This window comes from Thiomicrospira sp. (assembly GCF_014859555.1).
GTDB lineage: Bacteria > Pseudomonadota > Gammaproteobacteria > Thiomicrospirales > Thiomicrospiraceae > Thiomicrospira.
Window position 1 is genome coordinate 19,052 of record NZ_JACUTY010000019.1, and the last position, 13,205, is coordinate 32,256.

Annotated in this window: 13 protein-coding genes; 7 read left to right on the plus strand and 6 right to left on the minus strand. The window is 44.7% G+C overall.

Features of this window, described 5'->3' with window-relative positions; translation table 11 throughout:
* Positions 1-205: 205 nt before the first annotated feature.
* The 3 genes from IBX48_RS04980 to IBX48_RS04990 all read right to left on the minus strand — a co-directional run bounded on the left by IBX48_RS04980 (position 206) and on the right by IBX48_RS04990 (position 2,962).
* A complete protein-coding gene (locus IBX48_RS04980) occupies positions 206-1,300 on the minus strand; it encodes an anhydro-N-acetylmuramic acid kinase (RefSeq protein WP_296831418.1) in 1,095 nt (364 codons plus the stop codon).
* A complete protein-coding gene (locus tag IBX48_RS04985) occupies positions 1,293-2,582 on the minus strand; it encodes a peptidoglycan DD-metalloendopeptidase family protein (protein ID WP_296831420.1) in 1,290 nt (429 codons plus the stop codon). The genes IBX48_RS04980 and IBX48_RS04985 overlap by 8 nt, the downstream gene beginning before the upstream one ends.
* Before the next feature lie 143 nt (positions 2,583-2,725).
* On the minus strand, positions 2,726-2,962 hold the full coding sequence (locus IBX48_RS04990; protein ID WP_296831422.1) for a sulfurtransferase TusA family protein: 237 nt from the start codon (positions 2,960-2,962) through the stop codon (positions 2,726-2,728).
* Positions 2,963-3,093: 131 nt separating this feature from the next.
* Between IBX48_RS04990 and glyQ the strand changes: the two genes are divergently transcribed.
* The 7 genes from glyQ to IBX48_RS05025 all read left to right on the plus strand — a co-directional run bounded on the left by glyQ (position 3,094) and on the right by IBX48_RS05025 (position 9,729).
* Positions 3,094-4,026, plus strand: coding sequence for a glycine--tRNA ligase subunit alpha (gene glyQ, locus IBX48_RS04995; protein ID WP_296831424.1), 933 nt, complete (start codon positions 3,094-3,096; stop codon positions 4,024-4,026).
* Positions 4,023-6,095 (plus strand): glycine--tRNA ligase subunit beta, encoded by a 2,073-nt coding sequence (glyS, locus tag IBX48_RS05000; protein WP_296831426.1) that lies wholly within the window; start codon positions 4,023-4,025, stop codon positions 6,093-6,095. Before glyQ ends, glyS begins: the two co-directional genes overlap by 4 nt.
* 97 nt (positions 6,096-6,192) lie before the next feature.
* A complete protein-coding gene (gene gmhB, locus IBX48_RS05005) occupies positions 6,193-6,732 on the plus strand; it encodes a D-glycero-beta-D-manno-heptose 1,7-bisphosphate 7-phosphatase (protein ID WP_296831428.1) in 540 nt (179 codons plus the stop codon).
* Positions 6,729-7,445 (plus strand): lysophospholipid acyltransferase family protein, encoded by a 717-nt coding sequence (locus tag IBX48_RS05010; RefSeq protein WP_296831431.1) that lies wholly within the window; start codon positions 6,729-6,731, stop codon positions 7,443-7,445. The genes gmhB and IBX48_RS05010 overlap by 4 nt, the downstream gene beginning before the upstream one ends.
* 20 nt (positions 7,446-7,465) lie before the next feature.
* On the plus strand, positions 7,466-8,290 hold the full coding sequence (locus IBX48_RS05015; protein ID WP_296831433.1) for a MotA/TolQ/ExbB proton channel family protein: 825 nt from the start codon (positions 7,466-7,468) through the stop codon (positions 8,288-8,290).
* A 24-nt stretch (positions 8,291-8,314) separates the two neighbouring features.
* Positions 8,315-9,058, plus strand: coding sequence for a flagellar motor protein MotB (locus IBX48_RS05020; protein ID WP_296831435.1), 744 nt, complete (start codon positions 8,315-8,317; stop codon positions 9,056-9,058).
* Positions 9,055-9,729, plus strand: a complete 675-nt coding sequence (locus tag IBX48_RS05025) for an OmpA family protein (RefSeq protein WP_296831437.1) — start codon at positions 9,055-9,057, stop codon at positions 9,727-9,729. Before IBX48_RS05020 ends, IBX48_RS05025 begins: the two co-directional genes overlap by 4 nt.
* A 44-nt stretch (positions 9,730-9,773) precedes the next feature.
* Here IBX48_RS05025 and IBX48_RS05030 read toward each other — a convergent pair whose 3' ends face one another.
* From IBX48_RS05030 to pdxH, 3 genes are all read right to left on the minus strand, one after another.
* On the minus strand, positions 9,774-11,528 hold the full coding sequence (locus IBX48_RS05030; protein WP_296831439.1) for a methyl-accepting chemotaxis protein: 1,755 nt from the start codon (positions 11,526-11,528) through the stop codon (positions 9,774-9,776).
* Positions 11,529-11,634: 106 nt separating this feature from the next.
* The gene (ung, locus tag IBX48_RS05035) at positions 11,635-12,321 is read right to left on the minus strand and encodes a uracil-DNA glycosylase (protein ID WP_296831442.1); all 687 of its coding nucleotides are present in this window, start codon (positions 12,319-12,321) and stop codon (positions 11,635-11,637) included.
* Between the two features lie 5 nt (positions 12,322-12,326).
* Positions 12,327-12,980 carry a pyridoxamine 5'-phosphate oxidase gene (gene pdxH, locus IBX48_RS05040; RefSeq protein WP_296831443.1) on the minus strand — a complete coding sequence of 218 codons (654 nt, stop codon included), beginning with the start codon at positions 12,978-12,980 and terminating at the stop codon, positions 12,327-12,329.
* Between the last annotated feature and the right edge of the window lie 225 nt (positions 12,981-13,205).

Consider the following 13,205-nt stretch of genomic DNA (forward strand, 5'->3'; position numbering starts at 1 on the left):
CTTAACACGCTATTTATCCCGAATAGCGTGTCCGACACCTTCAGTCGGGTTTCCTAATTGGTATCCTCGTATCCCTGTTTCGGCAGGGTTTCTTCAGGCTCTTTTTGAGCCTGTTTTTTTTATAAAAATATATTAATTTACGTTAAAGCTAGATTCGCTTGAGGTGGTGAGCCAGCTAGGCTGGCGCTTGCCTTGTTTATAATGGCTAGGGGTGCCAGAGTCCGCCCAGTACAGCAGGTCTGGATGCACCAGTGATGCGGGTTAAGTCAATTTCAACATGATCTAAACGTTGTTTGGCCAGCCAAGCACACATCATCGCTTCGATGGCATTGGGGTTAACGCCTGCTTGTTCAGTAGACTGGATGCTTAAGTTAGGGAGTTTAGCCTGTAATCCCTTTAACAAAGTTTGGTTGTAAGCGCCACCACCGCAAATTAAACAAGTTGTTTGATCGGGTAAGTCGAGTTTAACCAATTCGGCGGCAATGGTTTCAACGCTGAGTTGATTCAGTGTCGCTAGTAAGTCAATCGGATCTATATCTAGCGGGGCGAATTTTAATAACCAGGCCTGGTTGAACTTATCCCGCCCAGTGCTTTTTGGGGTGGGTTGCTGAAAATACGGATCGCTTAAAAGTGCGCTTAATAAGGTTTGATTAATTTGACCTTGCGCCGCCAGATCGCCATTTGAGTCGTAGTCCAGCTTAAAAAGCTGCTGACACACTTCGTCCATTAACGCGTTACCCGGCCCTGTGTCAAATCCACTGGCTTCGCCTTCGGCATTAAGGTAACTAAGGTTTGCGATCCCACCAATGTTAATGACGCAGGCTGGTTTTTTGAGGTCCTGGAATAGGGCTTGATGAAAACTTGGCGCTAAAGGGGCGCCCTGCCCGCCTAACGCCATATCGTCGACCCGAAAATCCGCGACAGTGGTGATGTTGGTTTGTTTTGCAATGATAGCGGGATGGCCAATTTGTAAGCTCATACCTAGTTCAGGGGCGTGGAAAATGGTTTGACCATGACTACCAATCGCATGAATATGGCTGGTTTCATAACCATTTTGTTTAATTAGTGCTAACACCGCTTGGCTGAATTCATGTGCGATTTTAACCTGTAGATCAGCCAGTTCGGCTAGGCTAATTTGTGTTTCCAGGTTAAGTTGACTGAGTTGGGGTTTTAATTCAGAGGGGTAGGTCAGAAAGTCGATGAGTTCAATTCTATGGCCATTGACTAAACGCACCAGAGCGGCATCAATACCATCCGCACTAGTGCCGGACATGAGTCCAATAAAAAGCGACTTATTCAAAGTTTAACGCCAGTTGAGTCAGTTCAGGATCAAAGCGCGTCAATTGGCTGTGCATGATTGATGCATATTGATCGAATTGACGGCGGTGCGTTGCTAATACCGGTTCGGCATCTGGGAATTTCACTTTTAAAGGATCACGGTGAACGCCATTGATGCGGAACTCGTAATGCAGGTGTGGGCCAGTGGCTAGGCCTGTCATGCCAACATAACCGATGATGTCACCCTGTTTGACGTTTTGGCCACGGTTGGCTTTACCATAACGAGACAAATGCGCATAAACGGTTTCATAACGTCCGGCATGTTTGATAGTAACTTGTTTGCCATAGCCGCCATTCCAACCTTTGTAGCTGATGATTCCGTCGCCTGCGGCATAAATAGGCGTACCGGTCGGTGCGGCATAATCCACACCTCTGTGGTCACGTGTTTGCTGTAATACTGGGTGGTGACGGCCACGTTGAAAGCGGGAGCTAATACGTGTGTAGTTTATCGGGTTGCGCATAAAGGCTTTGCGAAGGTTTTGGCCGTTTTCGTCATAATAACCAATCAGTTGATTATCGACTTCAAGGCGGAAAGCGCGCACCTTACGTTGGCCACCGACGGTGAGTTCAGCGGCTAAAATATTACCATCGCCTAAATATTCATCGTTTAAATAACGTTTTTCATAGATAATTTTGAATTCATCCCCGCTGCGAAGCTCGCGTACAAAATCCACTTCCCAAGCAAAAAGGTCGGCTAGGTTCATAATGGTGCGTGGGCTTAGACCCGCACTTTCACCGGCTAGGTAAAAAGAATCGTTGATGTTGGCCGAGGCCATTTTAATTTTGGTATCGACGGTTTTATGATTTTCATAAATGTGAAACTGATTGTCTTGTCTTTCTAGGTGAAAACTCAGTACACGACTGCGGTCCATATTCATTTTTTGGAGTCGGTTATCATCGTCGGTCCAGATGATGAGTTTGTCACCGACGCGTAAATTGGTGAACAACTCAGAATTAGCGGATTGACTGATTTGAAAGACGGTTTGAGCACTATCGATCACATTATCTAGAGCGTGGCTTAATGTTTGATTGCGGCGAACAATAAATTCGATTTTGTTTAGAGGCGTGTCCTGGGTGACCAGGTTAGTGGGGTAGCTGGGCTGCTGAGCTTGGGTTGGTAGTTCAAGTGTTTGTCTTTCAAATTCGGTTTGAGCGTGGGCTAGATTAACAGGTAACGTGATCAAAAATGCCAGGCTAATCCATTGTAAAGCCCGGCAAAATAGGTTTGTTTCTTCATGTTGCATAGCGATGTCTGCTCCTTACGTGTTTTTCTAATCAAGTAGAAAAATCATATTATGGTGTTTGTGAATTGATTATAGCTCACACAAGTTGCACGAGTGAAGTTGAAAGTCAAAAAAGTTAAGTTTTTTTCATAAAAACGCACAAATTAGTTTTTAGGGTCGCCAATTTGAATATAAATGAGTTGGTGATCTGGCTCTGCTTGAGCGCTCAAGAACTGATGACGGTTTACTTTGCACCAGCTTTGAATATCTTTTTCAGCGGCTGGGTCGGTACAGGCGATTTCAATTTGATCGCCCGCCGGAAGTTGGCGTACTAGTTGTTGAAGTTTGATGACTGGCATCGGGCACTTTAAGCCTTTTGCGTCGAGTTGATGCGTATTCATCTCGTTTCCTTTAGGGTATAATCAGGCTAATTTTTTTGTTAGAAATATACGGCAATTACACCCGAGCGCGCAAGTTCAGTGCTCAAGCTTAGGTCAGGTAATTGCGTAGATTATTGTCTAGGGGTTCTTTTGTGTCAAACGCTAATAACCGCATCGCGGATATCCATACTTTTCAGGGCTTAATTCAAAGTTTGCAATCCTTTTGGGCTGACCAGGGCTGTGTCGTGATGCAACCCTATGATAATGAGATGGGTGCCGGTACTTTTCACCCGGCCACTTTCTTACGTTCAATTGGTCCAGAGCCATGGCGTGCCGCTTATGTACAGCCAAGTCGTCGCCCAACCGATGGTCGTTATGGCGAGAACCCGAACCGTTTGCAGCATTACTATCAGTTTCAGGTGATGCTGAAACCTTCGCCAGAAAACATCCAAGAGTTGTATTTAGACTCATTAAAAATGCTGGGCTTGAATCCGTTAGAACATGACATTCGTTTTGTTGAAGACAACTGGGAATCACCTACTTTAGGGGCCTGGGGTCTGGGCTGGGAAGTCTGGTTAAATGGCATGGAGGTTACGCAGTTCACTTATTTCCAACAGGTTGGCGGCTTAGAGTGCCGCCCGGTTACTGGTGAGATCACTTATGGCCTTGAACGTATTGCCATGTATTTGCAGGGTGTGAACAGTGTTTACGATTTGGTTTGGGTGGATGGCCCTGGTGGCAAAGTCACTTATGGTGATGTGTTCCATCAAAATGAAGTTGAGATGTCGACCTATAACTTTGAGTATGCCAATACCGACGTCTTATTCCGTCAGTTTGATGAATGTGAGCAAGCCTTTAAACAGTTGATTGAGGCTAAATTGCCTTTGCCGGCTTATGAGCAGGTTTTAAAAGCGTCTCACACCTTTAATTTATTAGATGCACGTCATGCGATCAGTGTGACAGAACGTGCACGTTTTATTGGGCGTGTGCGCACAATGGCGCGAGCGGTAGCCGAAGCCTATTACGCTGGGCGTGAAGCCTTAGGCTTCCCATTAGTGAAACACTCGCAGGAGGCATCAGTATGAGTTCGGTACGCGAAGATTTTTTAGTAGAAATCGGCACAGAAGAGTTGCCACCTAAAGCGCTTAAAAAATTATCACAAGCGTTTGCGCAAGGTTTAACAGACGGTCTTAATCAGGCGGATTTAAAATTCGAAACGGTCAAAGTTTACGCCGCCCCACGTCGTTTAGCTGTTTGGGTTCAAGCACTGGATTTAGCGCAAGCCGATAAAGTAGTTGAACGTAAAGGGCCAGCCAAAAAGGCGGCTTTTGACGCAGATGGTAACCCAACAAAAGCTTTGCAAGGTTTTGCGCGTTCTTGTGATGTAGGCGTAGCGGATTTAATGGAAATTGAAACCGATAAAGGCACGTGGATGGTGTATGAACAGGCGGTTAAAGGTCAAGCAACGCGCGATCTACTACCAGGCCTGGTAGAAGCTTCGTTAGCGAAACTGCCGATTCCTAAGCGCATGCGCTGGGGAACGTCAGATGTTGAATTTGTACGTCCCGTGCATTGGGTATTAATGATATTAGGTGATCAAGTTGTGCCCGCCAATATTTTAGGCAAAGTGGCTTCAAACGTCACTCGTGGTCATCGTTTCCATGCACCAGAAGAAATTGTAGTTGATACACCCGCAGACTATGCCATCGTGCTCAAAAAACAAGGTTATGTACTGGCTGATTTTGCCGAACGTCAAACGGTGATTCGTCAGCAAGTGTTGGGCATCGCCAGCCAAGCTGGTGGCGAAGCGGTGATTGATGAAGATTTGCTGGAGGAAGTAACGGCGTTAAACGAATGGCCAACCGCCGTGGTCGGTTCGTTTGATGAAGATTTCTTAAGTGTGCCGCCGGAATGTTTGATTTCGGCGATGAAAGGTCATCAAAAGTTTTTCCATTTATTGGATAAACAAGGCAAGTTACAGGCCAAGTTTATTACGGTGTGCAACATTGAAAGCATCAACCCACAGTCCGTTATCTCGGGTAACGAACGTGTGATTAGACCGCGTTTGTCGGATGCAAAGTTTTTCTGGAATCAAGATCGAAAACAGCCATTGGATGATTTATTACCGAGTTTAAAAACCGTGGTGTTCCAGCAAAAACTGGGCACGTTATACGACAAGATTGAGCGTTTAGAAAGTTTGGCGGTCAAAATTGCACGCCCATTAGGTGTGCCAAGCGAGCTGGCTGAGCGCGCCGCGCGTTTATCAAAATGCGATTTAATGACTTTAATGGTCGGCGAATTTCCAGAGCTGCAAGGTGTGATGGGGCGTTATTACGCGTTAGCTCAAAATGAGCACGCAGATGTCGCCGACAGTTTAGATCAGCAATACCAACCGCGTTTTGGGGGCGACGACTTGCCAGAAACCGCGTTGGCTCAAACCCTTGCTATTGCCGATAAATTGGACACCATTACCGGTATTTATGGCATTGGTGAATTACCGACCGGTGATAAAGACCCGTTTGCTTTGCGTCGTGCGGCGTTGGGTTTAATTCGAATTATGATTGAAAAAGAACTGGATTTAGATTTGCAGTATTTAATCGAAGCCAGTGTAAAGCTGCATCCAAAAGTCGAGTCATCGCCTAAATTAGTGAATGCGATTTATGACTTTATTATCAGTCGCCTAAAAGCCTATTACGCTGACCAAGGCATCAGTGCCGAAGCGTTTGAAGCGGTGCGAGTATGTCGTCCAGCGCATCCGATCGACTTTTCAAAACGAATTGAAGCCGTGCGTGCGTTTGCGGCTTTGCCAGCCGCCGAGAGTTTAAGCGCAGCCAATAAACGTATTCAAAATATTCTGCGTAAAATGGATGGCGAATGGCCGTTGGATGTGGATTCGAACTTATTCGAACAACCCGCTGAAACTCAGCTTTGGCAAGCGATAGAAGCCTTACGTGAACAAGTCAGTTCGCAAATTGCGGCACGTGACTACACCCAGGCTTTAACTACCTTAGCGCAGATTCGTGAACCGGTTGATCAGTTTTTTGATCAAGTGATGGTGATGGCGGACGATGAAGCCTTAAAACGTAATCGTTTAGCTATGCTGAACCAGATTCACCAACTATTCTTGGCGGTCGCGGATATTTCACGTCTGTAATGAAGGCATGAATTAGATCAAGTTAATAACAAACCACCAGGCCTGGTGGTTTTTTTATAAGCCAGAAACCGACATAATGGGAGTTACAAAAACGCTCATGACAAAAATTATTGTGCTGGATCGAGATGGTGTGATCAATGAAGATTCCGATAATTTCATTAAATCCGCTGACGAATGGCAACCGATAGAGGGAAGTTTAGAAGCCATTACACGCTTATATAAAGCAGGTTGGACGGTGGCGGTGGCGACCAATCAATCCGGAATTAAACGTGGTTACTATGATCGAAGCACACTCAGTCAAATGCATATCAAAATGCAACACTTGTTACGTAAGCAAGGCGGTCGAGTAGATTGGTTAAGTTATTCGCCTTATTTAAATGATTGCGGTTCGGTGTGTCGCAAACCCTTAGATGGAATGTTACGGGCGATTGAACTGCGCTATGATTGTGACTTGAAAGGCATGCCAATGGTGGGTGACAGCTTAGCTGATATTAAGGCAGCCCAAATGCTGGGATTACAACCGTTTTTAGTTCGTACCGGCAAAGGCGAGCGTAGCTTAGCCTCGGGCGATAAATGTTTGCAAAACGTCCCTGTTTATGCGAACTTATACGAATTCGTTAAGGAGTGGCTAGCTTGAAGTTTCTATTGTTATTTCGTTCACTATCTTTTGAAGTTGGACGTGCGGTTTTAATTTTATTTTTTGGCCTGATAGCCCAGCTTTTATGGGTAACACCAGTAAGGGTGCGTTATGCGTTTTTGCAAAACTGGACAGGACTCACACTTTGGTGGTTAAAAGTGACCTGTGGTCTGACTTATCGTGTACACGGAAAAGAACATATTGATACCAGCCAGCCCAGCATTATTATGTCGCACCACGAATCCGCTTGGGAGACCATTGCGATTCAGCGCGTGTTCCCGCGTCAAAATTATGTGTTAAAAAAAGAAATTCTGCAGATTCCGATTTTTGGTTGGACCATGGCGATGTTAAAACCGATTGCGATTGATCGAAAAGCCGGACGTCAAGCATTAAAACAATTGATTGAGCAAGGACGCTCTCAGCTGCTTGAACGGCGCGATTGGGTAGTGATTTTTCCTGAAGGCACTCGTGTACCAAGCGGCACTACCGGTAAAATTAACAAGGGTGCGGCGATGCTGGCTAAGGAAACTAAGGTACCAGTTTATCTAGTTGCCCACAATGCGGGCCAGTTTTGGCCTAAAAATAGCTTAATCAGAAAACCGGGGGTTATTGATATGTATATTAGCCCACCTTTAGATACAACCAATATGAGCGTAGAAGAAATTAATCAAGCCGCGCTAAATTGGTATCGATCACATCAAACACCCATTTAACAGAAAAATAAGGTTACATCATGAGTAGATCCGCCACCATTCTGGGTTTGTTATTTGGCTTAATCATTGTGCTGTTAAGTATGGTGGATAAGGACAGCGGTCAAATTATCGGTTCGTTCTTTAACTGGCAAGGTTTATTGGTTGTTTTGGGTGGAACCTTTGCGGCGGTGCTGGTCAATTATCCTTTGAATATGTTAGGTTGCGTGTTTCGAGGTTTTGCAAAGATTGTGGTATCTGAGCCGAGTCGGGTCGATCGTATTATTCATGAAGTTGAACGTTTGAGCCATATTTCACATAAGCAGGGATTATTAAGTCTTGAACGAGAAATTGATAATGTAGAAGATGAATTTTTAAGATTTTCCTTAACTGAGATGATGGTTTATCAAGATCAAAGTCAACTGCTCGCCAGTGTGAATAACCGTCAGTACAATACACAACTTCGCCATATGCAGTGCCAAGAGCTGTTTAATAACATGGCTTCATATTCTCCAGCATTCGGCATGATGGGGACGGTGATGGGGTTGATTATAATGATGACCTCCCATGTTGGCGGTGTAGGTGGTGATGTATACGAAGGTGGCTCTGAAGACATGTTGGCTGGCTTGTTAGCCGGCATGGGCTTGGCTCTAGTCACCACCTTTTATGGCGTGTTGTTTGCGAACCTCATTTATATTCCTGTGGCGGGTAAATTAAAGGTTTTGTCTGAAGCTGAAACCCTAAAAAATGAAGTAATTATTCGTGGGGTAGTCGGTCTGAAATTAGGTCAGTCTCCCATGTTAGTGATGGAGAGTATGCTCAGTTTTGTAAATGAAAAAACCAAAGAACGGCTTGAAAACCATCGTTAGTCATGAGCTATTTAGGAGGCTGACATGTCGGTAAAACCTAATTCTGCAATGATTACACATGAACAGCTTCAGATCAGTTCTTTTAAACGCAATCGCGTTTGGATGATGACGTTTGCCGATGTGTTCACAGCTTTGCTCACGTTTTTTGTGTTAATTATGACCATTTCAGAAATGGAAACGATTCCACCGAAACGGGCTTACCAAAAAATTATGACGGGGTTGCATAACGAAGTGCGCGACATTAAACATCGCGATAGTTTAGCTTGGATGCTGGTCGAAAATACCTATGCAAAAGGCATTCGTATTACGATTGATTCTGAACTGTTTGCCACCGCACCATTGTTTGCCCCGGCTAGGGCAGATCTAAATCCACGTTATTTTCCCTATTTAAATGAACTTTCTCGAGTCTTGGATGAACTAAAGCTGGATGAGATCAATCAGCGTTATGAGCGCTGGGTCAAAATGATCGAACAGGCAGGGTTTGAGATGACCTTTACTATGAGCGTGGAAGGTCATACCGACGCGATTCCTTTAGCCTCCGGCGCACGTTATCGAGATAATATAGAATTGAGTACACACCGTGCTTTTGAGTTAATGCAGTATTTACAGGCTCGGGTTGATTTGGAACCAAAGGTTTATTCGATGGCGGGTTACGGCAGTTTCCACCCAATTACTGACAACCCAAACGATGCTGAAAACCGCCGAATTGAGTTGTACCTGGTGCCGCAAATGGTTGATCCGATTCCCTTACTGGAGTCGGAGTTGTGAGCGCGGCCTCTCTTAAAGCCCGAAGTAGCTGGCTGTTATCCTTTGCGGATGTGGTGACGTTATTGATCACGTTTTTTATTATGATGTTGGCGCTTAATCATACTGAGATTTCACGTATTCAAAATTGGGCCGATGATCAGTTGGATCAAAGTTACCAAACGCTGTTAGAAGGCGTGCAAAACAATAATTTGCATTACATTAATGTGAATCGTAATACACAGGGTATCTTTTTATCGATCTCTCACCCTGAAGCCTTTGAGCGGGGCGGGTTTGAAGTATCACCAGGCCTGGCGGCGGAATTGTCGCAGGTGTCCGGTATGCTGTCAGGGATTGCCTTATTTAATGCGCATAAAACCGAGCTGGGGCGACGTATTATTGAAGAAGCGGACCGCGATGGTATGGCTTGGCGTGTTGAGGTGGTGGTGGAAGGCCATACCGATAATGACCCGATTCCTAGTGGTTCAATTTTACGTAATAACTGGTTTTTGAGTACCATGCGTGCGCAAAATGTGATGCAACTATTACATCAGAATTCAGGCCTGCGTAATGATTACTTTTCGGTGGCCGGGTTTGGTGAACATCGTCCGGTCGCGAGTAATGAAACCTTAGAAGGTAAAGGCCAAAACCGCCGGGTTAATGTCGTGATTAATGCAGGGTTTACTCGCAAATAAGCGGGTTATGGCTATAAAGATTTCGCCACAAAATCAGCTAAGACCTAAGACCTGTGTGTTAAGCTCAGTTGTACGCTGGTTTTAAAACGTTCCGATTCAGTACGTAAGTTACGCTCTAGGTTTTGCAGATCGTTCGCTAGCAAAGTGTTGTTTTGTACCAGTTTGTTGTTTTGTTGAATCGCTTCATCCAGTTGGTTAACGGATTGATTGACTTGGCTAATCGCTTCGGCCTGTTCGCCTGAACTCACGGCAATTTCACTCACAATATCATTCACACTTTGCATGCTTTGAAAAATCGCTTCAAAAGCTTGCTGTGTATTTTCAAGTTTATTGGCGCCTTGATTAACCTGTTGCACCACTTGTTCAATTAGGTGACGAATATTGGTGGAGGCTTCGGCTGAACGTTGCGCTAATTGGCGTACTTCGCTGGCCACTACTGCAAAACCTCGGCCTTGTTCACCTGCTCGTGCGGCTTCCACTGACGCGTTTAACGCTAATAAATTAGTCTGGAAAGCAATGCTATCAATCAAGCTAACAATATCGTTAATTTTTTTACTGGAGTCTTGAATAGAGTGCATGCTATCGACGGATTCTTGCATGACATTGCGACCCTGCTCGGTTTGTTCACGGGCATGTAGCGTAAGTTGGTTAGCCTGGCGTGCGTGATCGGCCACCTGCTGAATACAAATCGTAATTTGCTCTAGTGAACGTGCACTATGTTCAGCCGATAAAGTTTGTTGACGTGTACGTTCCTCAAGCGATTGGTTGCTCGAAACAATTTCAAAAACATTCTTTTCCATGGCTTGCGTGCTGTTTTTAACACCGGTCATTGCATGGCTAAGCTGTGTCATGGCCGAGTTTAAATGGGTTTTTAAGCGTTCCATTTCACCGCTAAATTGGCCCTGGATTTGGTGGGAAAGATCACCATCCGCTAACGCATCAATCGCCACAAAAATGCCCGATAAGCCTTGCTCAAGTGTATTCATGGCTTGGTTGGTATGATTGATTAACTGGGCTAGCTGACCCTTGCCCTCTATCTCGATGCGAGCACTTAAGTGACATTTAGAGACTCCTGACATAACTTGGTTAATTTGCTGAACCACTTCGTCTAGGCTTTGCATCGCATCATCTACTTCTAAACGCAATTGACCTTCAACCGACTGATCCATGCGTTGATCAAAGGCTCCTTGGGATAAGGCGGAGGCGATGGATTGAAGGGATTGCATGGTGCGTTCTAAGCTTGAAATTGCATCATTCACGTAATTTTTAAACACCAATAAGTCACCCCCCACATTGGCACTGAGTCGTTGGGTATAATCGCCTTTGGCTACTTTGGATAGGCTAGCATTAGTTTGATCAAATACCGATTTTAGGTTTTGGGTTAAACCGTTAAAAGCGCTAATCACCGCACCCATTTCATCTTGGTAACTGACCGGTAAGGTTTTTGAGAAGTCATTGGTGCGGGTAATTTCCTCGATGCCTTTTTGCATCGCGGCTAATGGTCGTGCGATTTTGCCAATTAAGGTGGCGACCATTAAAGCTAAAAACAGTGACATTGTAATCAGTACGGCCAAAATAAAAAAATCGAGGCTAAACAGTAAATGTTGAAGTGTTGGATCAATCACCAGGCCTGGTTGATCAATTAATTGTTGTTCAACCACTTGCTGTAGCTGGTTCTTGAGGTATAGAAATACGCTGGTGAAAAAGATGCCGGCGAATACCATTAAAATCAGTAATAAACGAATTAAACTCGCGATTTTAAGACGGCTCCAGTAAGGAGCTTGAGCGGGTTTTTTCATAATAGTTTTTCTCAAAAAATACTGAGGCAATCATACTCTTATCGAAACCAGTATGTAAAGAGCAAAGCATTTTGTCTAATCCAAATATGGTTGATCAAAGAAGTGGTTAGGGTTTGTCGAGTGACCAGTTAATGGGCGTAATTTTGTGTTGGGTTAGATAGGCATTGGTTTGGGAGAAAGGTCGGCTACCAAAAAAACCGCGATGTGCTGATAGGGGTGACGGGTGAGGGCTTTGAATCACCAAGTGACGATCACGATCGATAAACGCGCCTTTTTTTTGAGCATAAGCGCCCCATAAAATAAACACGAGATTCGATCTATGCTGGTTAAGTTGGTGAATAATGGCGTCGGTAAATTGTTCCCAGCCGTGTTTTTGGTGAGAGTTGGATTGATTGGCCTCAACCGTCAATACCGCGTTAAGCAGCAATACGCCTTGTTTTGCCCAGGGCAATAAATACCCACAACGGGAATTATCGACTTTTAGGTCGGCGAGCAATTCTTTATTAATATTAAGCAGGGATTTCGGTAAAGGCTTAACATCCGGCAATACTGAGAAACTTAACCCATGCGCATGGCCGGGCGTGGGGTAGGGGTCTTGTCCGAGGATAACCACTTTTACCAGCTCAAATGGTGTGCTATTGAGCGCGTTAAACCATTCAGATGATTTAGGTAAAATAGGTTTGCCGGCTTGTTTTTCGGCTGACAAAAACGCGCGAAGTTTGTGCATATAGGCTTTGTCAAACTCCGCCTGTAAGGGCGTCAACCAGCTGGGTTCAAGTTGAATGTCGGGCATGAAACTTATGGTGATAGCCTCACGGAAGACCATGCCTGCGGATCGGTAGGGTGGATTGAGAACTGTAAACGATCATGTAAACGGTTAGGGCGACCTTGCCAGAATTCAAACCGCTTGGCGAGTAAACGATAACCGCCCCAGGTCTCTGGTCGAGGTACTGTTTTTCCGGCGAAATCAGTTTTGGCTTTTTCCAAACGCTGTTCTAGCACTTGGCGATTTTCAACCGTCTGACTTTGACGAGAAATGAAAGCACTTAACTGACTGTCGATCGGTCGACTGTGAAAGTAACGTTCAGAATCTTCAGGTTTAATTTTTTCCACCAAGCCTTCTATGCGAATTTGACGTTCAAGTTGAGGCCAAAAAAAATTGAGAGCCGCACGTTTAGAGGTAATTAATTCACGCCCCTTCGCACTTTCATAATGGGTGTAAAACACAAAACCATCGCGATCAAACGCCTTAAGCAGCACAATACGTGCATGCGGCTGCTGGGTTGCATCCACGGTGGCTAATGTCATGGCAGTGGGTTCGGCGACCTTGTTTTCAAAGGCTTCATCCATCCATTGCTGAAACAGTTCATAAGGATTGTATTTTAAAAAATCATCACTTAATTCACCCATTTGGTAATTTAACCGATGGTCGTGATAGTCGCGGTTAGGCATGCTGTCAGTCTCTATTAGTTATCGAACATAACAGCATAATAAACGTCATCGCATTTTATTTCTATGGTTGTTAGGCAAAAAGAAGGGTTTTTAAATGCGTTATTCAAACGCTTTATCAAGCGGATTTTTAACAATGCTTTACTTTAAGCTGAGACTCACCAATAATATGGTTTGGGCACCTCGATTAACCCCTGGTTGATTCTGCGGGACTTAAAGGTCACTTAT